Annotated in this window: 17 protein-coding genes and 1 tRNA gene; all 18 read left to right on the forward strand. The window is 56.9% G+C overall.

The window, feature by feature from the left end; genetic code table 11:
* Positions 1-88 precede the first annotated feature (88 nt).
* The 18 genes from HOP44_RS01300 to HOP44_RS01385 all read left to right on the forward strand — a co-directional run bounded on the left by HOP44_RS01300 (position 89) and on the right by HOP44_RS01385 (position 24,061).
* Positions 89-331, forward strand: a complete 243-nt coding sequence (locus HOP44_RS01300) for a hypothetical protein (RefSeq protein WP_172193962.1) — start codon at positions 89-91, stop codon at positions 329-331.
* A 78-nt stretch (positions 332-409) separates the two neighbouring features.
* Positions 410-796, forward strand: coding sequence for an SH3 domain-containing protein (locus HOP44_RS01305; RefSeq protein WP_172249838.1), 387 nt, complete (start codon positions 410-412; stop codon positions 794-796).
* Between the two features lie 488 nt (positions 797-1,284).
* Positions 1,285-2,985: a methyl-accepting chemotaxis protein gene (locus HOP44_RS01310; protein WP_172249839.1), complete on the forward strand. Its 1,701-nt coding sequence runs from the start codon at positions 1,285-1,287 to the stop codon at positions 2,983-2,985.
* A gap of 165 nt (positions 2,986-3,150) precedes the next feature.
* Positions 3,151-3,233, forward strand: a tRNA-Leu gene (locus HOP44_RS01315).
* A gap of 248 nt (positions 3,234-3,481) precedes the next feature.
* Positions 3,482-4,654, forward strand: a complete 1,173-nt coding sequence (locus HOP44_RS01320; protein WP_172249840.1) for a glycoside hydrolase family 88/105 protein — start codon at positions 3,482-3,484, stop codon at positions 4,652-4,654.
* Positions 4,655-4,714: 60 nt separating this feature from the next.
* The gene (locus HOP44_RS01325) at positions 4,715-6,961 is read left to right on the forward strand and encodes a helix-turn-helix domain-containing protein (RefSeq protein WP_172249842.1); all 2,247 of its coding nucleotides are present in this window, start codon (positions 4,715-4,717) and stop codon (positions 6,959-6,961) included.
* A 485-nt stretch (positions 6,962-7,446) separates the two neighbouring features.
* On the forward strand, positions 7,447-9,045 hold the full coding sequence (locus HOP44_RS01330; RefSeq protein WP_172249844.1) for an extracellular solute-binding protein: 1,599 nt from the start codon (positions 7,447-7,449) through the stop codon (positions 9,043-9,045).
* 135 nt (positions 9,046-9,180) lie between these two features.
* Complete coding sequence (locus HOP44_RS01335) at positions 9,181-10,128, forward strand: ABC transporter permease (RefSeq protein WP_425501778.1); 948 nt, start codon at positions 9,181-9,183, stop codon at positions 10,126-10,128.
* Between the two features lie 88 nt (positions 10,129-10,216).
* Complete coding sequence (locus HOP44_RS01340) at positions 10,217-11,089, forward strand: carbohydrate ABC transporter permease (protein ID WP_172249846.1); 873 nt, start codon at positions 10,217-10,219, stop codon at positions 11,087-11,089.
* A gap of 40 nt (positions 11,090-11,129) precedes the next feature.
* On the forward strand, positions 11,130-12,134 hold the full coding sequence (locus HOP44_RS01345; RefSeq protein WP_172249848.1) for a sugar phosphate isomerase/epimerase family protein: 1,005 nt from the start codon (positions 11,130-11,132) through the stop codon (positions 12,132-12,134).
* Positions 12,135-12,175: 41 nt separating this feature from the next.
* Positions 12,176-13,972 carry a prenyltransferase/squalene oxidase repeat-containing protein gene (locus HOP44_RS01350; RefSeq protein ID WP_172251503.1) on the forward strand — a complete coding sequence of 599 codons (1,797 nt, stop codon included), beginning with the start codon at positions 12,176-12,178 and terminating at the stop codon, positions 13,970-13,972.
* 226 nt (positions 13,973-14,198) lie between these two features.
* Positions 14,199-15,488: a Gfo/Idh/MocA family oxidoreductase gene (locus HOP44_RS01355; protein WP_172249850.1), complete on the forward strand. Its 1,290-nt coding sequence runs from the start codon at positions 14,199-14,201 to the stop codon at positions 15,486-15,488.
* A gap of 213 nt (positions 15,489-15,701) precedes the next feature.
* Positions 15,702-17,009 (forward strand): response regulator, encoded by a 1,308-nt coding sequence (locus HOP44_RS01360; protein ID WP_172249852.1) that lies wholly within the window; start codon positions 15,702-15,704, stop codon positions 17,007-17,009.
* Positions 17,006-18,790, forward strand: a complete 1,785-nt coding sequence (locus HOP44_RS01365; RefSeq protein WP_172249854.1) for a cache domain-containing sensor histidine kinase — start codon at positions 17,006-17,008, stop codon at positions 18,788-18,790. The genes HOP44_RS01360 and HOP44_RS01365 overlap by 4 nt, the downstream gene beginning before the upstream one ends.
* 111 nt (positions 18,791-18,901) lie before the next feature.
* Positions 18,902-20,296 carry an ABC transporter substrate-binding protein gene (locus HOP44_RS01370; protein WP_172249856.1) on the forward strand — a complete coding sequence of 465 codons (1,395 nt, stop codon included), beginning with the start codon at positions 18,902-18,904 and terminating at the stop codon, positions 20,294-20,296.
* 199 nt (positions 20,297-20,495) lie between these two features.
* Positions 20,496-21,380: a carbohydrate ABC transporter permease gene (locus tag HOP44_RS01375; protein WP_172194189.1), complete on the forward strand. Its 885-nt coding sequence runs from the start codon at positions 20,496-20,498 to the stop codon at positions 21,378-21,380.
* Complete coding sequence (locus HOP44_RS01380; protein WP_172249858.1) at positions 21,380-22,210, forward strand: carbohydrate ABC transporter permease; 831 nt, start codon at positions 21,380-21,382, stop codon at positions 22,208-22,210. The genes HOP44_RS01375 and HOP44_RS01380 overlap by 1 nt, the downstream gene beginning before the upstream one ends.
* Positions 22,211-22,222: 12 nt before the next feature.
* On the forward strand, positions 22,223-24,061 hold the full coding sequence (locus HOP44_RS01385) for a glycoside hydrolase family 127 protein (RefSeq protein WP_172249860.1): 1,839 nt from the start codon (positions 22,223-22,225) through the stop codon (positions 24,059-24,061).
* Positions 24,062-24,102 lie beyond the last annotated feature (41 nt).

Below are 24,102 nucleotides of genomic sequence, written 5' to 3' on the forward strand. Positions count from 1 at the left end.
CAAAATAGGGACTCGCCGGCTTGAAAAAGAACGTGCGTTCGTATATAATAAACATATCGAACAAACGTTCGGAATGGAGGGAACGAGAATGCCGGCCAAGTATATCGGAGAAGTAGTGGAGATCGTCTATATGGACAAAGACGGCAATCTGTCGCAGCGGAGAATCGAAGTGCACGGGATTCGCGGCGAGCTGGTATATTCGACCTGTCTGGCAAGCGGCGAACGGCGAACGTTCCGCAAAGACCGGATTCTGGCTTGCCGTCCGTCGCCGTTCCGGCGGCGGGAAATGCCCAAGAATACACGAAGAGCCGTTTATGCGGCCAGACCCTAGTGCTTGGGCTGCGGATTAGTCGGCAATCGAAATCGTCCGGTCGAACGGACGGTTCATACATAAGGAGCGAATCGGAGAATGAACAAGGAAACGAGAACGGACACGATAGCGATTCAGAAAGTGACCGTGATCCGTGCTTATAAGACGGCGTATCCGGAACCGATCGAACTTCAAAAAGGGGAATGTATCCTAACGGAAGAAGAAGACGAAGAAAACCCCGGCTGGATCCGCTGCCATCATCCGTACGGCCGGTCGGGCTGGGTGCCGGTTAATCGTCTGATCCGGGACGAGTCCGGGAAACGGGCAATCGGACTTGCCGCATACAGCGCGCACGAATTAACCGTCGAACCCGGGGAACGTCTGACCGTGCTGGAAGCGGAGAACGGTTGGCTGAGATGCCGCCGGATGAACGGCGAAGAAGGATGGCTGCCGAACCGGCACGTGGAATGGGATGCGCTGCATTAAGAGGAAGTTTCCTTGGGGAAGCTTCTTTTTTTGACCTCAAAAAAAGGCCGTCCATATGGACGGCCTCTCTACCCGCGGCGCTATTTGCTTGCTTGGCTTCCGTATCCCGCGCCACCGGGCAATCTCTCGTTAAAGAGCTGCACCGGCTCGGGTAAGGGATACGCTCAGCATGCCATTATAGATGTGAACGCACCTCCTTTCTGTTGAGGTTATATTAGCACAGTGTAAACGCGCTGCCAACCTTTTTTTGTATAAATAATTCCAAATCTTTGTTCGATGCATTAATAAACAAAAAGGTGAAAAATTCACAAAAGAAAATGACGGGGCAGAACGCTTCTAAAGAAGACAAACGGGAAATTCTGAGCCGTTCTCTAAATTCCCGGGGATTTTTGTCGATAAATAAATAGAGTTTGCAGCCTGCCGGGAACGGACATTTTGGCAGGCTCGTCTTTAGGAGAAACCAGTACAGACAGGAGAGGAAAAACAGCATGAAGAATTCGATTCAAATCAAACTGCTGAGCGGATTTATGGGTGTGATTGTCCTGCTCGTCATCGTCAGTCTCGTTTCGCTGAGCAATCTCAACGGAATGGGCCAGCAGGCCAAGGAAGTCAACACGAAATGGATGCCGAGCGTCACGCTGCTCGGAACGTTAAACGGCGATATTTCCGATATCGAACGGCTGGTCCTGAATCTGATCGTTGAAAACCGTTCAAGCAATTTCGTCTCGATCTTGGAAGATTATACGGCCCTGCTGGAGAAGATTGAACAGGGAAGAACCGAGTATCAGACCCTGATCCGCAGCGATGAAGAGCAGCGGCTGTACGATCAGTTCTCGACTGAATATGATGCGTTTGTCGCGGCGCTGCCGCCGCTGATTCAGGCTGCGCAGAACAATCAGGTGGAGAATTCGCGCAAGATTCACCGCGAAGTGTATGGACGTTGGGAAACGGCCAACAACACCATCATGAAATTGATCGAACTGGATAACCGGCAGGCAGGCGGCAAAACGTCGGAAGCGGTCGACAAGTCGGAAGCGGCTACCCTGATCGTTATCGTGCTCGGTACCATCGCCATCATTCTCGCTGTGCTGGTTGCGCTGCTGCTCGGCCGGATGATCGCAACGCCTCTGAAACGCGTTCAAAAAGCGGCCGAGCGTATTGCGGCCGGCGATCTGACCGGCGAAGAGATTCAAGTTCGCGGACGCGACGAGATCGGCGCACTGGCTTCTTCCTTTAACGTCATGACGCTGAGTTTGCGCGAATTGATCGAGTCGGTAGCCGCATCTTCGGAACTTGTGGCCGCATCCTCGGAAGAACTTACGGCAAGCGCCGAACAAAACAAACTCGCTTCGGAACAAATCGCGGCTACCGTTCAGGAAACGGCAGCCGGCACGGTTCGCCAGGTGGATATTGCGGAAACTTCTTCGCAGGCCATGCAGGAAATGTCGATCGGGGCCAATCAGATCGCAACGCGGGCACAGACCGTATCTTCCTCGGCAGCCGAAGCCGCCCATAAATCGGAAAGCGGCAACGAAGCGATCCGTCAAGCCATCGGCCAAATGGATTCGATTCGCGACTCCGTCGCCTCCATGAGCAGCGTAGTCAAAGAGCTGGGCACCCGTTCGGAAGAAATCGGGATGATTACTAACGATATCACGGCTATTTCGTCGCAGACCAATCTGCTGGCGCTGAACGCCGCGATCGAAGCGGCGCGCGCGGGCGAAGCCGGTCGGGGATTCGCGGTGGTCGCCGACGAAGTACGCAAGCTTGCCGAACAGTCTTCGGAATCGGCGAAGCGGATTACCGAACTCGTCTCGCTGATCCAATCCGATACGAGCAGTGCGATCGAAGCGGCCGAAGCCAACGATCGGGAAGTTTATAAAGGCATCGAAATGGTGTCCGCGGCCGGCGATGCTTTTGAGAACATTCTGGAAGCCGTCGGCAAAGTTGCCGGCGATATCGAAGAGGTGTCGGCGGGAGCGGAGCAAATGTCCGCCAGCACAACCGAGATTCTGCATTATGTCCAGCAGAGCTCGACGATCGCGGGAGAAGCTTCGTCGGGGATGACGGAAGTGTCGGCGGCAACGCAGCAGCAGCTGGCTTCGATGGAAGAAATCGCATCTTCTTCCTCGGCGCTGTCCGAGACGGCGGAGCAGCTGCATGCCAATGTCAGCCGCTTCAAGATCTGATTCTGCTCCACAGCTTGCAGCCGAGGCCGCGTTCCGACAGGAACGCGGCTTTTGCGCGGCCGGAAAAGCCGAATCGATTCCCTTTTTGCCGCTCCTATACTTGGGATTGACAGAGGAAAGAATGGCATGCTATGATCTTTTGAGTCGGCAAACTTTCCTTATTAAGCCGGGGTGGTGGAATGGCAGACACAGCAGACTTAAAATCTGCCGGGAGTAGTCCCGTACCGGTTCGAGTCCGGTTCTCGGCATCCGATGGACCCAAGCAGCGAATCTCTTCTCCAGAGAAGAGATTCGCTGCTTTTTTTTCGTTTGGATTTGTACCGAATATCCCCGGCCGTTCATCCGCACCTTTTCAAATTCGATTGAAAACAGGCTTCGACTCCCCTATAATAAGCGATAAGTTAAAAAGGAAGCGCTTAATTGAAGAGATTCGGCCGAAGAGACTTCCGGACGGGATTTCTGAGCACTTGGGCAAACAGACGAACGGAGGCGGAGCATGAACAACAAAGGGGCGATCGATACAAAATCGGGAGGGGAAACAGAGGTGGACAGCCAGGCTTCTGGGAGCGTAACAAAAAGCGCACTGGTCGAAGCGCTCGACCTGGTGACGGATCGTCTGATGAACCTGCAGCGTCCCGATAATGAAAGCGAACTTCAGGCTCTCGACGGCGAAGCGGAACGCAGAGGTTATTTTGCCCGGGATTTCGGAATGGACGAGTGGGACTGGCCGCAGGGAGTAGGCCTGTACGGTCTGGCGAAGATCGGCGGGTACTTCGAAGACGGGCGTTTCGGCGACTATGCCCGGCCCTGGATGCAAGCCCGGTTCGAGCAGGGGATGCCGAGCCGGAATATCAACACGACGGCGCCTCTGCTGTCGCTGATGGATCTGGACGAGGCGGAGGCGCTGAGCCTGGAATGGACGGAGTGGTTGATTAACGGTCTGCCCCGTACCGAAGAAGGCGGCTACCAGCACGTGACAACCGGCCGCACATCGGCCGAACTGACGCTGAACGAGAACGAGATCTGGATCGATACGCTGTTTATGGCTATTTTGTTCACCGCGAAGATGGGCGTCAAATACGACCGCGAAGATTGGCGGCAGACCTCGCTGCATCAACTTCTGCTACATATCAAATATTTGTACGACCGCAAAACGGGATTGTTCTTCCACGGCTGGCATTTTACCGGCAGGCATAATTTCAGCGAAGCGTTCTGGTGCCGGGGCAACGGCTGGTTTACGCTTGGACTGCCCGAATATATCGATCTGATGCGCCCTTATTTGAGCGAAGGCGTGCTGCTGTATCTGACCCAGACTTTCCGTTCCCAAAGCGAAGCCCTGCTTGGTCTGCAGCACGAGAGCGGACTCTGGCATACCCTGCTGGACGAACCGGGCAGCTATACCGAAACTTCGGGTTCTGCCGCGATCGCCGCGGGGATTCTGTTCGGCGTACGCCGCGGGCTCCTGCCGGAAGAGTACGCGAAGCCCGCGATGCGGACCGTCGCTGCCGTACTCGAACGGATCGGCACGGACGGTAAGGTTGAAGGCGTCTCGGCAGGCACGCCGATCGGGCGGCTGCGCGAAGATTATGCGGCGATCGTGACCGCTCCCATGGCTTACGGACAAGCGCTTGCCATCGTGCTGCTTGGCGAGGCTTTGTACCGCGTATAAACAAACCGAGCAGGGCTCTAACAGGATCCGCACGCCGTAAAGCGAGGAGGAAGTCACCCAATGTCCCGAACCTGGTACCGCCGGCTGCTGCTGTCCTATTTTCCGATTTTTTTGCTGACTGTTACGATTCTGATCTTCACTTCGTTTGTTTTCGTCAATGACATCTCCAGGCAGGAGACGCAAAAAGCGGACCGGGCGGCCTCCCGTTATCTGGTGGACGATGTGGACCGGGCCGTGCGCGAAGCCGAAATGTCGGTACTGGAGGAAGTGGAGTCCGAACCGGCCTACAAATCTTATTTCAACGGCTCCGCAGCCGAAGACAAGACGAATGCGTATACGATCGCCCGCAGCCTGCGGAACATGACCGACGCTTCGCCATATATCGAATCTGTGTATCTGTACGACCGCAGGAATCAATTTGTGCTGACCCAGAGCGGGCTGACCGGAACGGAAGGGTTCGCCGACGCGGATTGGCTTAAGCGGATCGATGCGAACAAGCTGGCGGCGGGCTGGCAGCCCCTGCGGGAATATTCCTCCGATCTTGCCGTCGGGATGCCTGTCCGTGTCCTTACGATCAACAAGAGTATGCCGCTGCCGTTCGGTACCGAAGGGACACTCGTGATCAATGTCAAGATGAGTGCCATCGAACGGCTGGTCGACAATCGGGTCAACGAACAGCTTTCGTTCCTTGATATTGCGGGCCCAAACGGAGAGAAAATCTACCAGGCCCACTCCGAACCGCCGGGAGAAGGCAAGAAACTGAACGAGTTGAAGCTTAACCGTTTGGGATGGACCTTTTCCAGCGGAATCAAAGCGGGAGGTCTGTTCGGATGGGTATCGGTCATCTCGTATCTGTGGGTTGCGATTGCATTGGGCACCGTGCTGTGCGCGATCGTGTACCTGGTTTATATCACCCGCCGCAATTACAAACCGGTCCAAGTCATTATGAACCGGATCGAAGCGCATCAGATCCGGACGATGGATCAGGGCGGGACCCAAACGGATGAGCTGAAGATGATCGACGGGGTACTCGAGAGTCTGATTCACCATACGCAGGATTACGAACAGAAGAGCCGGGAGAACGAACGGCTGCAGCGCAGCCGATTGTTCAGCGAACTGCTGCGAAGCGAGCGCGCCGAGCAGACGGTCGAACGCCTGCAGACGCTGTCGCCTCTTGAAGGCGCTTCGGCTGCATCCCGGTTTGCCGTCGTCGTGCATGAGATCGAGAAATACGAAAGCGTCTTTCAGGGCCGCTACACGCGGGGAGACCAGAACGCGCTCAAGTTTGCACTGATGAACGTTTTTCAGGAATTGGCAAGAGGGTCGGGGCTGCAGGCCTGGGCCGAGTGGGTCGGCGGAGACCGGCTGGCAGTGGTCTTCCTGGCCGAATCCGAAGACGGCGAGACGACCGAAGCGCTCCGCCGACTGGCCGAGAGTTATCGGGCCTGGGTGGCGAGCCATCTGAGGCTGTCACTCTGCTGCGGAATCGGACCGGTGGTAGACGGTCCGGAACATATCCGCATATCTTATGAAGCGGCCGAATCCGTCATGCGGCACAAACTGCTGCTCGGCGGGGATATCGTGCTGGCCGGCACCGAAGATTCGTCGCCGAGGCTGCTGGAGACCTATAAGTATCTGCAAACGATTGCGGAGCTGGTTAAGCAGTTCCGGATGTCGAACGGACAGTGGCGAAGCCAATTGGAGCTGCTGATCGAAGAATTCGAACAGGATTTTGTCCAGGACGAAGATATCCGTTCGCTTATTCGGGCACTGCTGCAGATGCTGCGCCGTGAAGTGGCCGTGATGTCCGACTCGCTTCAGCAGGCATTGTCCGAAGAACAGACCGCCGCATTCGAAAGCCGTCTGCTCGAAGCCGATACGCTGGATGAAGTCGGCGCCATGCTGTCGGATTATTTGACGGATCTGTTCCGCCTCTATATATCGGCCAGCGAAACTAAAAGCTACCGGGCAATGGTCAGCGAGATGAAGGCGTATATCGAAGAACATTTTGCCAATCCGGATCTGTCCCTTAAGCATTTGAGCGACCGGTTTCAGGTATCCGGCAAATATGCGAGCTACTTGTTCAAGACGGAATTCGGTATGAAGTTCGTAGACTTTCTGACCGAGCTTCGAATGAAGGAAGCCGAGAGGCTGCTGCTGGAATCGGAATGTCCGCTTCAGGATATTGCGCTCAAAGTCGGCTATGCCAACGCGATTACTTTCGGCCGGGTCTTCAAGCGTATTTCGGGAATCACGCCGGGCGACTATCGCCGGCAGAAACGAAGTTTGCCTCCGCTCGAGAATTGAAGTCAGGCAGCCGCATTCGCACCGGTTTTCCCGTTTCGGGAAACAGGTTGGCGAATGCGGCTTTTTGCTGTAGGTTAGCTTCCCTTTAAACAGGAAAGAAGCTCCAAACCCGCCGCACGAATCTCGGCAGTTGCACGAAAATAGTTTATAAACCGGGTTTTTTTGTGTTTTGTAAGCGATTACTTAAGCCTTTTTCCCGCGAAAAAGGTCAGGTTGACGAAAAAAGACGGTTGGATAAACCGAAAGGCGATTTTGGGCTTCTTTTTCAAATCCGAAAGAGGTTTATTGCCAGTCCGAGCCGCAGTGTGGAATACTGAGGGCACTTCCGAAACAGGCTGCAGCGGTTTCTTCTACAGGGAAAGCGCAGAAGCCGGACTCAAGCCAAGCGCTTGTTTCTATAGCCGGAACATCAAAATTGTCTGAACTGCTGCAGGGGTCTGAAGATGATGCAGTACCGTCACACCACAGAAAAAGGAGATGGGAAAATGACAGGCAAAACGCGCAGAGGGGTCATTAAAAAAGCAATGGGAGCCGCAATCGCCACCGTAATGGGGGTTGGGCTGTTGTCGGGCTGCGGAGGCGGAGAAGCTTCTACCAAAGAAGGGGCGGCAGCGGGTGCGAACGGCGAACGCGTCACATTGAAAGTGGAAGTGTTCGACCGCGGCAACAGCCCGTCTCCGTACACGATCACGAATAACTGGTTAACGCAGTACGTGCAAAAAGAATTCGGCGACAAAAACAATATCGATGTCGAATTCGTACCGGTCCAGCGTTCGGAAGAAACGACTAAATTGAACGTGCTGATGGCAAGCGCGAGCGACGTTCCGGATATCGTGTTCGTCTACGATTCCAGTGTCTTCTATCGGTACGCACAGCAGGGCGGCTTGACCGATGTGGGCGAACTGATCAAAGAACACGGTCCGAACCTGCAAAAATACCTGGGCGACGAGACATTGAAATTCGGCCAGCTGGAAGGCAAGCAGTTCGCGATTCCGGGTAAACGAGCGATCACGGCCCGTTACAACTCCTATATCCGCCAGGATTGGCTGGACAAAGTCGGCATGAAAGCTCCGACGACAACGGATGAGCTGTACGAAACCTTGAAAGCGTTTAAAGAAAAAGATCCGGCCGGACTCGGTGCCAAAAATATCCCGATGGGCATGGCGCTTGCACCGGCCCAATATGAAACGCTGATCTATTCCTTCATTAAACCGGTCGAAGGGGACCTGACTTACAGCCAGCGCTATGAGCTGCCGCTGCATGAAGGCTTCAAAGAATCGATGCAGTTCCTGAACAAACTGTACAACGAAGGACTCATCAGTCCCGACTTCAGTCTCGATGAGGAAAAAGAACAGCTGTATAAAGATTTCCAAAACGGCAATATTGGCTACATGTCGGAAGACGTGGGGCAAATCCTGTACGCGGACGGCGGGCTCGACAACCTGACCAAAAACGTCCCGGACAGCAAAATCGCGGCACTTGATGCTTACACGAATCCCAACGCGGACGGCAAGCATATTAAATCGCGTTACGGTCCGAACGGGATGTATATCATGATTCCGAAAAGCAGCAAGCGTTCCGTCGAAGCGATCAAGTACCTGGATTGGATGACTTCCGACAATAACCTGCTCACAATGTCGACAGGTGTGGAAGGCGAGAACTACGATCTGGTCGACGGCATTCCGGTCATCAAGGAAGACGCGCCGCAGGAAACGAAAGACCGCGTCTACAACGGCGGCGATATGGCGATCATGGCCAACGGCAAAGTGATCGGCGATCAGGAAATGAACGAAAAAGCATGGATCGCCGGCTTCCCGAAAAACAACCAGAAACTGATGAGAGAATCGATTGATATCGCGAATACCGATACGGTCGGTCCGATCGTCTTCGATCGTCCGATCGAAGCGGAATCGAAATACGGCACGGCGCTGAACGACAAGCTCAAAATCGTGATTGTGCAGTCCGCGATGGCGAAACCGGACCAATTCGAAGCCGTCTACGAACGCGAAATGAAAGATTACATGAACATCGGCGGTACCGCGCTCAAAGAAGAACTGGAACAGGCTCTGCAGGAAAAGAAATAAGCAGCCGCAGCAACAGACCGGGACGAACGGCGTGAACGGCGTACGGCTTAGCCCCGGTTTCATTTTGCAGACAGGATTCGGCGTTCGCCAAAAGGGGACGCCGAAACCCGATCTGTCCGCGAGGAGGAGACCGACTTGACTTTAACCAAAGCAACCCATGCGAGTAAATCGGGAGATTTCGGCAAAAGAAAGTCTTACATCAAACGCTACTGGCAGCTTTATGCGCTTCTCTCGCTGCCGCTGGTCTACTTTCTGATCTTCCGCTACGGTCCGATGTACGGCGTACAGATCGCCTTCAAAGACTTCAACTTGTTCCAGGGGATCAACGGAAGCGAATGGATCGGTCTGGAAGCGTTCCGCGAAGTCTTCGCCATGAACGATTTCTATATCACACTGCGCAATACGTTTATGCTCAATTTTCTTGATCTGCTCGTCTCGTTCCCGGCGCCGATCATTCTGGCGATCATGCTGTACGAGATCCGGAACGCCTGGTTCAAAAAAATCTCGCAGACCCTCCTGTATATCCCGCACTTTATCTCGTGGGTCATTATCGGCGGGATCGTGTATCAGCTGTTCGGCACCCAGTCGGGTATGGTGAACGCGATACTTCAGGGACTCGGCATGGATCCGCTTCCTTTCCTGACGGACAAAAATTCGTGGCTGATCACGTATCTGTTCACGGGAGTCTGGCAGAGCGCGGGTTGGGGCACGATTCTCTATCTGGCTGCGCTGACCGGCGTCAACAAGGAGCTGTTCGAAGCCGCGGACGTCGACGGGGCTTCGCGGATGAAGAAAATTTGGCATATCACGCTGCCAAGCATCAAACCGACGATCATTACGCTTCTGATCCTGAACCTTGGCAAAATGGTCAGTATCGGCTTCGACCGCCCGTACATCATCGGCAACACGGCCGTGCGCGAATATTCGGACGTGCTGAGTACGTTCGTCTACCGAATCGGCCTGGAATCGGGTCAATACACGCTGGCTACCGTCGTCGGGCTGTTCCAGGCCGTTGTGGGTCTCGTGTTCATCCTGGGTTCCAATTATATTTCGAAAAAGGTCACCGGAGACGGTATCATGTAATCTTGCCTGCGAAGTCGTTTACCTATGCAACATCCGCTCCTTAAGCGGCTAAACCCACTTCCGAACCAGGGAAAGGAGAGTCTCCGAGATGAGTTCACGCACCTCGAACCGGATTTTCGATATCGTCAATATCACGTTCGTATCCCTGTTTGTCCTCTTCTGTCTGCTGCCTTTCGTGCATATGATCGCGGTCTCGCTCAGCTCCAACCGGGCGATTACCTCGGGCGAGGTTACGCTGCTTCCCGTCGAATTGAACTGGGGCGCTTACACGCAGGTCTTTTCCGATCATTCCATGCTGACATCGCTCGGCTTTACGATTCTGCTGACGCTCGCAACGACTCTGCTGTGTATGCTGTTCACGATCGCCGCGGCGTACCCGCTGACCAAAGGCAAGCTGAAAGGCCGCAAATTCTTCATGTATCTGATTGTCATTACGATGTTCTTCAGCGGCGGGATCATTCCCGAGTACCTGCTGATCCGGGATCTGCACATGCTGAATTCCGTCTGGGCACTCATTTTGCCGGGATTGGTCAGTCCGTTTAACCTCATTATCCTGATTACGTTCTTCAAAAACATCCCGCCGAGCCTGGAAGAGTCCGCGGAGATCGACGGCAGTTCGTATCTGCATACGCTGATGAAAATCGTGCTGCCCCTGTCGCTGCCGGTCATGGCGACGCTCGCTTTGTTCTATGCGGTCGGCCGCTGGAACGGATTCCAGGATGCGCTCATGTACATCACCGACCCGCAGATTTATCCGCTGCAGCTCAAGCTGTTCCAGATGGTACAAAACAACATGGTGACCGAACTGACGCAGATGGAAGGCGCGAACCGTACTGCGCTGACACCGGAAGCACTGAAAGCGGCCACCGTCGTCTTCGCTACCGTGCCGATTCTGTGCGTGTATCCGTGGCTGCAAAAGTACTTCGTCAGCGGCGTCATGCTCGGAGCGGTCAAAGGCTGATCCTGCGACTAAACGGGAAATGCGTAAGGAGGAATGCCGCATGAACGACAGTCTCACGGACGATACCCAAGCAAGCGACAAAGGTTCGTATTCGTTTTCGACTTGTTGGAATATCCGCCGGCAGCCCGGCGGACGTGCGATGATCGAAGAGATCGCCGCGCTCGGTTTTCGCCGGGTAGAGCTGAATTACAATGTAACGCGGGAGATGCTCAAGGAGATCGAGCCGATGATCGAACGCGGGGAGATCGGCGTGTCCAGCGTGCACAATACGTTCCCGCACATGCCCGACCCCGATTACGGCACCGATTCGTTGCTGCTCGGATTCGCAGACGAAGCTCGCCGGCGCAAAGCGGTCTCGCTGCTCGTCGAATCGGCGGATTACGCGCACCGTTACGGCGGGGAAGCCGTTGTGGTCCATCCCGGCGAAGTGCCGATCGACCATGCCGTCGTCAAGCATCTGGAGAAGCTGTATCACAGCGAAGGCCGGGAATCGGAAGCGTACCGCGCCGCCTGGGCCGAGTTTATCGAACGCCGGCAAAGCGAGGCGGACGTTTATCTGCAGCGGATTATCGCAAGCCTCGACGAAGCGTGCAATCTGGCCGCTTCCAAGGGGCTGAACGTCCGCTTTGGGATCGAGACGCGATCGCGTCCGAACCAGATGCCGACGCTCGCGGAAGCGAAGACGGTCATCGAAGCGCTCCGGGGAGCGCCGGTCGGCATCTGGTACGATACGGGACATGCGATCATGATGGACCGGCTTGGCCTGTACGACAGCGTGGGAGAGATGGACGGGCTGATGGATCATATCGTCGGTGTCCATATTCACGAAACGATCGGATTGTCCGATCACTGGTGTCCGTACGTACACAGCGGCGACCCGCGGTTCTATGATGCCTATCTGCCCGTGATCGAACGCGCCGGGACCAAAGTGTACGAATTGAAAGCGGCCTGCCTGCCCGATGAAATCGAAGCCGGTCACCGGATGCTGACGGATAAGCTGGCGGAGCGGGCGTCGAAAGCGGGGCACGATGCAGCAAGACTTTAAGAGAATCGATATGAGGCGGAAATACAGGGGAGGACGAGCTTATCCTTTACGAACGGCTGGTACAAAAAAACGACGAAGCGGTAGAAAGCGGCCTGCTGAGGCAGGTATTGGAACCGGAAAGCCGGTATTACGGCGGCACCGTAGATCCGTCGACGGGGATCGCCTGGGTCAATCATACGTCGGGAACGCCGACGGATATGTGCAACTGGGGAAGCGCGCTGGTGAATCCGGATTCGGTGCATTACCGCGACGAATCGTTATTGGAACGGCTGCGGCTGGCTTCGGAGTTCGTGCTGCGCGCCCAGCACGGCGACGGTTCGATCTCGCCGGGCTGGACGAATTACCATTCGCCGCCGGATACGGCTTTTGTCGTCGTGGGTTATTCGCAGCTGTATGAACTGCTGGAACGGGCGCAGTGGGAGCCGCTGCGTCCGGTACTGGGCAACATGAAGCTGTTCCTTGAGCGTACGCTCCCGGCTCTTGTGACCGGAGGCGGTCACACGCCGAACCATCGCTGGGTATTGTGCGCGGCGCTCGGCTGCCTGCACCGTCTCCTGTGCAGCGAAGAAGCGCTCCGCCGTGCCGACGAATGGTTGGCCGAAGGCATGGATATTACGCCGGACGGCGAATGGACCGAGCGCAGCAACGGGATTTACAGCGCGGTCAGCGATATTATGCTGATCTATGCGGCGCGTCTGCTCGGTCGCCCGGAACTGCTGGAGCCCGTGCGTCTCAATCTGCGCATGATGGTCTATCTGGTCCATCCGTCGGGCGAGATTGTCACGGATTATTCGGGACGGCAGGATCTGGGCCATTTCCACGATCTGTCGCCGTATTACCTGCCGTATGCCATGCTGGCGCTGCAGGGCGGCGATCCGCTGTTGGCCGGTATGGCCGAACTCGCAGGCGCCGTACTTGACGGACCCGGCGCCGCTTCCGTTCATGTTCTGGTGCAAATGCTGCTGGATCCCGAACTGCGCGGGCCTTTCGGGGCCGAAGCCGGCCAAGCCGCCGCGGCCGTACCCACGCGTTACGAGAAAGTGCTGAACGGCGAATTCCTGCGCGGCGGTTATTTGAAAGACATGGAAGGGGCGGGGCATTACGGACGTATCTTCCACAGTCGTCTGCATACGGACTTCGGAGCGCCGGTCGCCCGTATCCGTGACGGCGGCACCAGTGTGACGCTGATGACCGAGACGCCGTCTTTCTTCGCTTTGCGCCACGGCGCGGCGCGGCTTCTGGCTGTGCAGGTCTCCTCGTACTTCTCTCCGGGTTATGTGCCGATGCAGGAGATGGCGCCGGCGGAAGGCGGGGGCTACCGCCTGTCCGGCGAACAGAAGAAAGGGTACTACGGACCGGTTCGCCGCGAACAGCTTCCGGCTTCGGCCGGAACGAAGATCAGTCCGTGGTATCTGCTGCCGCACCATGCGCGGGAACTGACGCATGAGCAGACGTTCCGCGTCGGGGTCGAGGCCCGGTCCGCGGAAAAAGGAAACGCCTGGGTTCTGCGGATTGCGGCGGAGGAGCCGCAGGACGTCATGACTCAGCTGTCGTTCGTGTTCGGCGGAGAAGGAGAGATCGTATCCGGCGAGCTGCTCGAAGCAGGAACGGATCGCTGGCTGTGGAGCGGCGGGATTCTGCGCTACGAATGCGGCGAAGACTGGATCGAGCTGGAAGGCGGTGAACTGTCGCATTTGTCGAAGTCGGTCCGCGAAGCGAACCTGCCAAGCGGCTGCAAAGCCGTATCCGTTAACCTCATGACGCCGCTGGACAAGACGATCACGATCCGGCTGTCCCCGAATGCTTCCGGCGGTCCGGCGGAAGAGTTGGCGGATTAGGGATTGCAGCGGGTCGAATCGAGCCGGGGCGGATTGGTCGTATCGGACGGACGCAAAACCCGTGCTTTTTCCAAGCACGGGTTTTTGACGTGTCTTTGGAAGGGCCGCAAGCGGATTTTGTGCATAAAAAGCGGCATTTCGCCCATTTGAACATAAAAAGCGGAGAATTCGATCTTTTTTTGCGGTACGCTTACAAGCAGGCAGGGCAATCAGAGGAGGGGACAAAATGGGCACAAAAACGTATGTCCTGGTCGGCACGGGCGGCCGGGCGGAATTTTTCTATGGAGCGATCGCGAACCGTTTTCGGGAAACGGCGGAACTGCTCGCTTTTTGCGATATCAACCCGGTACGGATGGACTATGCGAACAAGCTGCTGCGAGAGAAATACGCCTGCCCCGAAGTGGATACGTACCCAAGCGACCGATTCGAAGACATGATCGCCGACAAGAAGCCGGACTGCGTGATCGTGACCAGCGTCGACCGCACGCATCACCGGTATATCGTGCGGGCGCTGGAACTCGGATGCGACGTTATTACGGAGAAGCCGATGACGACCGACGCGAAGAAATGCCAGGAGATCCTGGACGCCGTCTCGCGTACCGGGCGCAAAGTGCAGGTGAGCTTCAATTACCGGTACGCGCCGCATCATACGAAAATCCGCGAGCTGATCGAAGACGGTACGATTGGCGACGTAACGTCGATCCATTTCGAATGGCTGCTCAACACGCGGCACGGCGCCGATTATTTCCGCAGATGGCATCGGGACAAGCGCAACGGAGGCGGCCTGCTGGTGCACAAGTCGACCCATCATTTCGATCTTGTGAATTTCTGGATCGCTTCGCAGCCGGACACGGTGTTCGCGATGGGCGACCTGCTGTTCTACGGCCGGGAAAATGCGGAGAACCGCGGCGTAACGAAATTCTATGATCGGGCGACGGGGCATCCGAACGCCGAAGGCGATCCTTTTGCGCTGACGCTGGATGACAACGAACAGCTCAAAGCGATGTACCTCGACGCCGAAAGCGAAGACGGCTATATTCGCGACCAGAGCGTATTCGGCGACGGCATCTCGATCGAAGACACGATGAGCGTCATGGTCCGGTACAAAAATCGGGCGCTGCTGACGTATTCGCTGAATGCCTATCTGCCGTGGGAAGGCTACCGGATCGCTTTTAACGGAACCCGGGGGCGGATCGAAGCGAACGTCGTCGAACAATCGTATGTCAACGCCGGCGGCGACAAGGCGCTTGAAGGCGCGCTGAAGGGTGCGAACATTCTCGTCTTCCCGATGTTCGGCGAGCCGTACAAAGCGGAATTCGAAGAAGGCGAAGGCGGCCACGGCGGCGGCGATCCGGTGCTGCTGAACGATCTGTTCGGCGAACCGGCCGAAGATCGGTTCCGCCGGGCAGCCGACCATGTAGACGGCGCGCGTTCGATCCTTACCGGCATTGCGGCCAATCTCTCCATGGCGCAGGGCCGGCCGGTAAAGGTGGACGAGCTGGTACGGTTTTCTTAAACGGAATTCACAAAAAATAGATCATGAACAGCCGCAGCGCGTGGACGCTGCGGCTGTTCGTGCGCCCGATCTCGCGTGAGACTCGTCGGGAACCTAAAGAAAGTCCACCTTTCCAATAGATCTGTCCTTCTGCACGCTTGAGATTCGACGGTATAATAGTCAGCGACAACACCTTTATACAGCAGATCCAGAGGAGACGGAGGTTGGTTCGGAATGAATATTTTGATCGTGGACGACGAGCCCCGCCATCGCAGGGGAATGATGAACCTGATCCTGTCGCTGAGTCCGGGCAATCGATTGGATGCTGTCGGAGACGGCGAAGCGGCGCTGAAGCGAATCCGGGAAGATCGGCCGGACCTGGTGCTGACGGACATCCGAATGCCGAACATGGATGGCCTGCAGTTCCTGAAGCGGCTGGAGAGCGAGCGGCCGAAGCCCCGCGTCGTCATGGTATCCGCGTACAATCTGTTCGATTACGCGCAGGAAGCGCTTCGGTACGGAGCAAGCGATTATCTGCTCAAACCGGTGGACGGGAGCAAACTCGAAGCGATGCTTCGGCGGATCGAAGAGGAGCTGGAGCTGGAAGAGCGTCAGCGGCACGAAACGAACGAACAGCAGCGGCGCCTGGTCCGGGCGCAGTCCGTGTATCGGAGCCGTCTGTTCGCGGATTGGCTGGACGGCAGCCTGCCGTCGGACGAAGCGCGGGAGCTGGAACATACGGAGCGGCTACAAGCAAGCGGCCTTGTGATCTTCACGGAGATCGGGATCAAGCCGCAGCGGCGGCAAGACTTCGACGCGCAGCAGGTCCTGAGAAGATTGGAGACAGGCTGGTCGCAGCTGGGAGACGCCTCTTCGTTTGCCATAGACAGCTGGCAGGAAGGAGTTATGCAAACGGTTACAATCGTTCGCGATTCCGCGCCTTTGTCACCCGAAGAACGTATGGAAATCCGCGGGTGCGCGGATCGTATGCTGGGCGATTTGGAGATATACGGCGAGGTGTTTCACGGAATCGGTCCGTTCTGCACGCCGCTGCAGGCCGAAGGCGCGGACGCTTTCCGTCTGGCCCGGGAAGCGGGCAGCCACGGTATTCGCAGGAGTCTGCACGGGCCGGTATTTTACGATGAACGGCCTGTGTCGGAAGCGGCATCGGCGAACCCGGAAGTCTGCGCAAGCGCAGAAGCCGATGCCGACGCGCTTGCGGCGGACTGCTTGAAATGGATCGAGGAGCATTTGCACGAAGAGCTGACGCTGGAGCGCGCAGCGGAACGGTTTTTTTTCAATCCTTCGTATTTCAGTACCTGGATCAAACAGCAGACCGGCAGCACGTTCACCCGTCATCTCACGGAAGCGCGAATGCAGCGGGCCAGGCTGCTGCTGGGCGCGGGACGCCGGATTCGGGAAACGGCGGAAGCCTGCGGTTACCCGGACACCAAATATTTCTGCCGCGTGTTCAAGAAAGCACACGGGATATCGCCAGCCGCTTATAAGCACGGCTCGATCCGACAGGTGACGGCCGAATGAAGCGTTCGCGTTCGTTCCGCTCCCGTTTATTGGCCAGTTATGTCCTGCTGACGGCCATTCCGCTGCTTGTCCTCGGCACTCTGTTCTATCAGGCGAGTCTGCGCGTCGTCACGGATCAGGCGCAGGATAACGTATACGAGATCGTCCGCAAGAACAACGAACTGATGGATACCAAGCTGCGAATCATCGACCAGAACAGCATGGCTTTGTTCACGGACAGGGATTTGTTCGAACTGTTCAACGAATTGGACCCGTCCAGCGGTTCGGAACTGCTGGCTGCGGACCGGCAGGTCTCCGATGTGCTGCGCAATTATTTTTCGAGGATCGACGATGTATATACGTATCAGCTGTGGACGTCGTACTTCACTTTCGGACAGCAGCTTCCGCAGGGCGACCCGACGAAATCGGAGGTGTACCGTACCGCGAAGGAAGCCGGCGGCCGCTTGGTCTGGTATCCCACCTACGACTTCGCGGGCATGTTCGCCCAACCGGATTACGCCCGGGAGAATATCGATTTCCGCCAACTGTTCTCGGCGACCCGTGTGCTCGACTTTTCCTATTTGTATAATTCCATTCTGCGCCGGCTGGACGAAGATGTCGAACGGCCCGTACTGGTCATCAGCTTCAAGTCCGAAGCGCTCAACGAGCTGTTCGCGGGCAGTCTGCCCGACCGTTCGCGGTATTTGGTACTGGACGAACAGAATCGCGTAGCGGCGGGAGATAATCCGGCGCTTATTTCGCGTACTTATGCCGAGCCGTGGGTGAAGGAGCTGCAGGAACTGGGCAGCGGCAAGCGGCGGATGACGCTCGGCGGCGAACGGGTCATCGTCTGCTTCGACCGTTCGGAAGTCACCGGGTGGCTGTCGATCGTGATCACGCCGGAATCGTCGCTGATTCGCGAACTCGCCCCCGTAATCCGGACTTCGACGCTGCTGCTGGCCGTCATCATGACCGTCGCCGCACTGGCTTTGGCCTATTTCATTTCGGGCAAGATCACCAAGCCCGTCCAGCGTTTGACGGCGGCGATGCGTTCGGTCGGCGAAGGCGATTTCGACGCGCGCGTACCGGTCACCTCAAGCGACGAATTGGGACAGCTGCTGAGGCATTTCAACCGGATGAACGACCGGATCGGTTCGCTTGTGACGGAAGTTTACGAGACCCGGCTCAAAGAACAGGAAGCGGAAATCCATGCGCTGAACCGGCAGATGAATCCGCATTTTCTCTACAACACTTTGAACGTCATGAACTGGATGGCGATCGAAAACGACCAGCGCGAATTGAGCCGCATGCTGGTCTGCTTGTCCAATATGCTGCATTATACCTCCCGGCGGGAATGGGGAACGGTATCGCTGGACGAGGAGATCGAATGGATGAACAGTTATTTCTATATTATGCAGGCCCGCTTCGAAGACAAATTTACGGTCGAATACGATTTGGATCCCCGGTTATTCGGATACGATCTGCCGAGACTGACTTTCCAGCCGTTTGTGGAAAATGCCATCCTGCACGGATTCGAAGGTCTGGAATCCGGCGGTCTGATCCGGATTGCCGGCCGGATCGAACAAGGGAATCGGATCTACGGGATCGGAGATAACGGGAAAGGCATGGAGGCGGCGGTGCTTGAAGCCATTGCCGAAGAAGAAGGCGCTTCCGTCGGGATCCGCAATACGATCGCGAGAATCCGGATGCAGTACGGGCCCGAAGCTTCGGTGACGATCGAATCTTCGCCGGGCGAAGGGACCCTTGTCGTTATCCGGCTGCCGGATCAGAGCCAATCATAGTCCACCTATCCAATGAAGTTCGGGTTATGTAAGCGTTATCAGAGAACCTATACTGAAAGCAATCATAGACTGCAGCTATGACCCACACACCAACCGAGGGGGAACGAACAGATGGCGGGAGTAAAAAGACAAACGGCTTGGGTAATCCTGGTCTTGTTTCTGACGACAGCGGTGTTGGCCGGATGCACGCGTTCCGGTTCGCAGCTCGGCGAAACGGATTCCGGATCGGACAAGGACGGCGGCGGAGAACGGATTACGCTGCGCCTGACCGCATGGGGGGCGCCCGACGAAGTGGAGCCCTACAAGATCGCAATCAAGAAATTCGAGAGCGAACATCCGAATATCAAAGTGCAGCTGCAGCATATCGCGGCGGATTACGACACCAAGCTGACGACGATGGTGGCCGGCAACGACGTGCCCGACGTAGCGATGATGGAATCGGGCAGTATCGCTTATCCGCTGGCCGAGCAGGGCAAGTTCTACAATCTGCAGGACTTTCTGACCGACGATCCGGATCTCAACGCCGAGAGCCTGGTGCCGAATATTACCTATTCGCTGGAAGAAGGCAATATTATCGGCATCGCGCCCGGTCCGGAAACGTTCGGCTTATTCTACAACGAAGATGCGTTCAAGGAAGCGGGCGTAGAGCCGCCGCCGTCGGATGCGAAAGACGCATGGACCTGGGACGAATTCGTGGAGGTCGCCAAGAAGCTGACGCTGGACAATCAGGGGCGCAATGCGGCGGACCCGAATTTCGATCCCAAGAATATCAAACAGTACGGCGTCAATCTGGCGTCCTGGTGGGCCAGCTACAGCAACTTCGTCTATTCCAACGGCGGAGACTTCATTTCCGAAGACGGCAAGACTTTCGCGCTGAACCAGCCTGAAGCGGTGGAAGCGCTGCAGAATCTGGCGGATCTGGTCAACGTGCACCATGTCGCGCCTTCGCCGGTCCAGTCGAAGAATATTCCCGCAACCCACGTGGCCCTGCAAACGAAAAAGGTTGCCATGGCGATCGAAGGACAGTGGGTCAGCTCCTCGCTGGCCAAGTCCAATTTCAACTTTAATGTGGGTGTGCTGCCGGTCATGAAAAAGCCGGTCACCACGGTCGTCTGCGCCATGTTCTCCATGTTCAAATCCACGGAGCATCCGGAAGAATCGTGGGAACTGATGAAGGCGCTGATCGATCCGGAGTCGTCGATCGACATGCTGACGGCGGGCACCTGGATGCCGGCAGAGCGGGACTGGTATACCGACCAGGCGCTGCTCGACCGCTGGACCAAAGACCAGGCGGCACGTCCGTCCGGTTACCAGGGAGCCGTCATCGACATGCTGCTGGAAAACAGCCATCCGACGCCGACGGGCTACGTCAAGAACTTCAACAAGATCATGGACGTCGTCACGCCGGCGCTCGACAAAGTCTGGCTCGGTCAGCAGAGCGCCCAGGAAGCGCTGGACGGAGTCGCCCAGAAAGCCCAGGCGCAGGTTCAGGGCCGCCGGGACTAGAAGTTCGGCGGCTTAATACGCCGGGCTGCCCGGCAGAGACGCACAACAGATACGTCCCGCGCCGAGAAGCGGAGACCGGGGAAGGGCGGGCCCTTCCTCCGGTTTCGCGCGGCGTCCTGCAGATTCGACAGGAAGCGCTCCGGTACGGATTCGGCCGCTGCCATCCTGATCCGCATGCGTATCGGACATGGAGGTCAATATGAGAAAAAGCTTGTTCTACGGACTGCTGTTTACTTCGCCGGCCATCGTCGGATTCATTGTCTTTACACTGGGACCCATGATCGCGAGTCTGGTGCTCAGTTTCACGGATTATTCGGTGTTCAAAGACCGGACTTCGTTTATCGGATTCGACAATTACGTCCGTATGTTCTCGGGGGCGGACGATTATTTCTACCCGTCTCTTGCGGCGACCTTTTACTTCGTCGTCCTGCGCGTTCCGGCCGTTATTGTTCTGTCGTTTTTCATTGCGCTGCTGCTGAATATGAACGTAAAAGGCAGAGCCTTTTTCCGTACCGTCGTCTATCTCCCCAGTATCGTGCCGGCCGTGGCTTCGGCCATGATCTGGATGTGGCTGCTCAATCCCGACCTGGGGCTGATCAATACGCTGCTGAATGCGGTCGGACTGCCGGGCAGTCTGTGGCTGTACGGAGAAAATTCCGTTGTGCCGGCTGTCGTGCTGACATCGCTGTGGGGAATCGGAGGAACGGTCATCATTTTTCTCGCCGGTTTGTCGGGCATCCCGCGCCAGTATTACGAAGCGATCGACGTGGACGGGGGAGGCTGGTTCAGCAAGCTGCGCCATATCACGATTCCGCTCGTATCGCCGACGATCTTTTTCAATGCGATCATGACCTTGATCGGTTCGATCCAGGTCTTCAACGAAGCGTATATTCTCACTCAGGGCGGACCGAACAACAAAAGCTTGTTCTACGTCTTCTACCTGTGGAGAACCGGTTTCCGGGACACGGAGATGGGATATGCCTCGGCTCTGGCCTGGGTGCTGTTCCTCGTGATCTTGTTCTTCACGTTCCTAGTGTTCCGCACGTCCAAGTCCTGGGTCTATTACGAAGGGGAGGGTCGCTGATGAGATCGTCCAAGCTGTCGCTGACTTTTGCCTACTTGATGCTGGCGCTGATTACGGTGCTGTTTATCGGCCCGTTTCTGTGGCTGATCCGCAGCTCCTTAATGGATCTGTCGCAAATCTTCACGATGCCGCCGGAATGGATTCCCCGGCCCGTGCGCTGGGAAAACTTCGGCCGGGCGCTCACCGTGCTGCCTTTCGGCACGTATTTCATGAACACGTTTACGATCACGATCTCCGTCATTATCGGCACGGTGGTCAGCAGCAGTATCGCGGCGTTCGGCTTCTCGCGTATCGACTGGCCCGGCCGAAATGTCGTCTTCGCCATCTTGATGTCCGCGATGATGCTGCCGGGGGCGGTGACGCTGATTCCGAGTTTCCTCGGCTGGCAGGCCCTGGGTTTCTACGATACCTTTTACCCGCTGATCGTGCCCGCCTACTTCGGCGGAGGCATCTTCAATATCTTCCTGCTGCGCCAATTCTATCTGACCATTCCGCGGGACTTCGACGAAGCCGCTTTCGTGGACGGGGCGTCTTATTTTCAAATCTACCGCTCGATCATTTTCCCGCTCAGCCGCTCGGCGATTATCGTGGTGTCGCTGTTCTGCTTCCTGGCGACCTGGAACGATTTCATGGGCCCGCTGATCTATCTCAAAAGCGAGAATTTGTTTACGCTGGCGCTTGGACTTCAGATGTTCCAGGGGACGTATACGGCCCAGTGGGATCTGCTGATGGCGGCGTCCGCAGCGGTCGTGCTGCCTTGCGTCGTCGTGTTCCTGATCGGACAAAAATACTTTCTGGAAGGCATTACGCTGACCGGATTGAAGGGCTAAAGGAGCGGGAAGATGATCACAACCGAAACGAAGATCAAACGGTGGGACAGCGTGCCGTTCACAAGCGTAAAGATCTGGGACAAATTCTGGCGCCCCCGGTTGGAGCAGGTTCGCAAGATAACGCTTCCCGTCTGTCTGGATCAATGCGAGAAGACGGGGCGCCTCGACAATTTCACGAAAGCGTCCGGCCGGATGGCCGGGGAATTCCGGGGGATGTATTACGACGATTCCGACGTGTACAAGGTGATCGAAGGCGCCGCCTATACGCTGATGCTGCAGCGGGATACCGGACTGGAAGCCCGGCTGGACGCGGCGATCGACGAGATCTGCGCGGCGCAGGAGCCGGACGGTTATCTGAATACCTACTACACGCTGAATGCGCCGGACCGCAAATGGACAGACATGGAAAAGCACGAAATGTACAACGCCGGCCATCTGCTGGAAGCGGCGGTCGCCTACCATGCGGCTACGGGCAAACGAAAACTGCTCGATAGCGCCTGCCGGCTGGCCGATCATATGGATAAACGGTTCGGTCCGGGCAAACAGCATTGGGTCGAAGGCCATGAAGAAATCGAGCTGGCCCTGGTGAAACTGTACGGCGTCACGGGCGAGGTGCGCTACCTGGAACTTGCGCTGTGGCTGTTGGAGGAGAGGGGCCAAGGCCGCGGCCAAGGCGAAATCTGGGACAATCCCGAATGGGGACCGGCTTACTGCCAGGACGATGTGCCGGTAAGCGGGATTGAACGGGTTACAGGCCATGCCGTGCGGGCGATGTATCTGTACACGGCGATGGCGGATCACGCCCGCCTGTCCGGCGATTCCGCCTACATCGGTGCCCTTAAGCGGGTATGGGCGCATACGGCGGAACGGAATCTGTATATAACGGGCGGGATCGGACCGTCGCGGCATAACGAAGGCTTCACGCACGATTACGATCTGCCCAACGAGAGCGCCTACTGCGAGACCTGCGCGGCAATCGGCATGGCATTCTGGAACCATCGCATGAATCTGCTCTTCGGCGAAGGCAAATATGCCGACCTCGTCGAGACGGAGCTGTACAACGGGGCGCTGTCCGGTATCTCGCTCTCGGGCGACCGGTTCTTCTACGTCAATCCGCTGGCTTCCCGGGGCGATCATCATCGGGTCGAATGGTTCGATACGTCCTGCTGCCCGACCAATCTGGTCCGCTTTCTGCCCGCAATCGGGCAGTATGCGTACGCCCAAAGCGGTGACGGGATCACGATCAACCAGTATATCGGCGGCAAAGCCGATCTTGCGGCCGGCGGAGGACGCAGGGTAGAAGTCACGCAGGTCACGAATTATCCGTGGGACGGAACGGTCGATCTGGGCATCGGCCCGGCCCAAACGTCCGAATTCACGCTGAGGCTGCGTCTTCCGGGCTGGTGCCGGAGCTATCGGCTGTTCGTCCGCGGGGAAGAGACTGCCGCGGTACCGTCAGGCGGATACCTGGAGCTGCGCCGGATATGGCGTCCGGGCGATCAGATCCGGCTGGTGCTGGATATGCCGGTCGAGGTGGTGCGCGCGCGCCCGGAAGCGGAAGACAACCTCGGCCGCATCGCTCTTCGGCGCGGCCCGATCGTCTACGCGCTGGAAGAACGGGACAATCCCGGACTGGCGTATGACGGTTTCGCACTCGACCCGGTTCGGGCCGTCCGGGTCCTGCACGATCCCGACCTTCTGGGCGGCGTGACCGTACTCGAAGCGGAGAGCCGTATTCCGGGGCGGCCTCCTGTGCGCTTTGTGCCTTATTATGCCTGGGACAATCGCGAACCCGGGTTTATGCAGGTATGGGTAAAAGAAGAACCGGACACCGGGTTGTACCGTTTCTGAAGCTGCGGACGCAACCCTGGGCTTCCGAAGAGCGTGTCTTC

Origin of the sequence: Saccharibacillus deserti (assembly GCF_013618475.1) — a bacterium.
Classification (GTDB): Bacteria; Bacillota; Bacilli; order Paenibacillales; family Paenibacillaceae; genus Saccharibacillus; species Saccharibacillus deserti.

Excerpts from the sequence above, each read along its gene's own strand:
- HOP44_RS01320 (WP_172249840.1), top strand. The coding sequence starts at position 3,482 with ATGAACAACAAAGGGGCGATCGATACAAAATCGGGAGGGGAAACAGAG.
- HOP44_RS01385 (WP_172249860.1), top strand. The coding sequence starts at position 22,223 with ATGATCACAACCGAAACGAAGATCAAACGGTGGGACAGCGTGCCGTTC.
- HOP44_RS01355 (WP_172249850.1), top strand. The coding sequence starts at position 14,199 with ATGGGCACAAAAACGTATGTCCTGGTCGGCACGGGCGGCCGGGCGGAA.
- HOP44_RS01365 (WP_172249854.1), top strand. The coding sequence starts at position 17,006 with ATGAAGCGTTCGCGTTCGTTCCGCTCCCGTTTATTGGCCAGTTATGTC.
- HOP44_RS01380 (WP_172249858.1), top strand. The coding sequence starts at position 21,380 with ATGAGATCGTCCAAGCTGTCGCTGACTTTTGCCTACTTGATGCTGGCG.
- HOP44_RS01325 (WP_172249842.1), top strand. The coding sequence starts at position 4,715 with ATGTCCCGAACCTGGTACCGCCGGCTGCTGCTGTCCTATTTTCCGATT.
- HOP44_RS01345 (WP_172249848.1), top strand. The coding sequence starts at position 11,130 with ATGAACGACAGTCTCACGGACGATACCCAAGCAAGCGACAAAGGTTCG.
- HOP44_RS01330 (WP_172249844.1), top strand. The coding sequence starts at position 7,447 with ATGACAGGCAAAACGCGCAGAGGGGTCATTAAAAAAGCAATGGGAGCC.
- HOP44_RS01305 (WP_172249838.1), top strand. The coding sequence starts at position 410 with ATGAACAAGGAAACGAGAACGGACACGATAGCGATTCAGAAAGTGACC.
- HOP44_RS01375 (WP_172194189.1), top strand. The coding sequence starts at position 20,496 with ATGAGAAAAAGCTTGTTCTACGGACTGCTGTTTACTTCGCCGGCCATC.
- HOP44_RS01300 (WP_172193962.1), top strand. The coding sequence starts at position 89 with ATGCCGGCCAAGTATATCGGAGAAGTAGTGGAGATCGTCTATATGGAC.
- HOP44_RS01340 (WP_172249846.1), top strand. The coding sequence starts at position 10,217 with ATGAGTTCACGCACCTCGAACCGGATTTTCGATATCGTCAATATCACG.
- HOP44_RS01310 (WP_172249839.1), top strand. The coding sequence starts at position 1,285 with ATGAAGAATTCGATTCAAATCAAACTGCTGAGCGGATTTATGGGTGTG.
- HOP44_RS01360 (WP_172249852.1), top strand. The coding sequence starts at position 15,702 with ATGAATATTTTGATCGTGGACGACGAGCCCCGCCATCGCAGGGGAATG.
- HOP44_RS01370 (WP_172249856.1), top strand. The coding sequence starts at position 18,902 with ATGGCGGGAGTAAAAAGACAAACGGCTTGGGTAATCCTGGTCTTGTTT.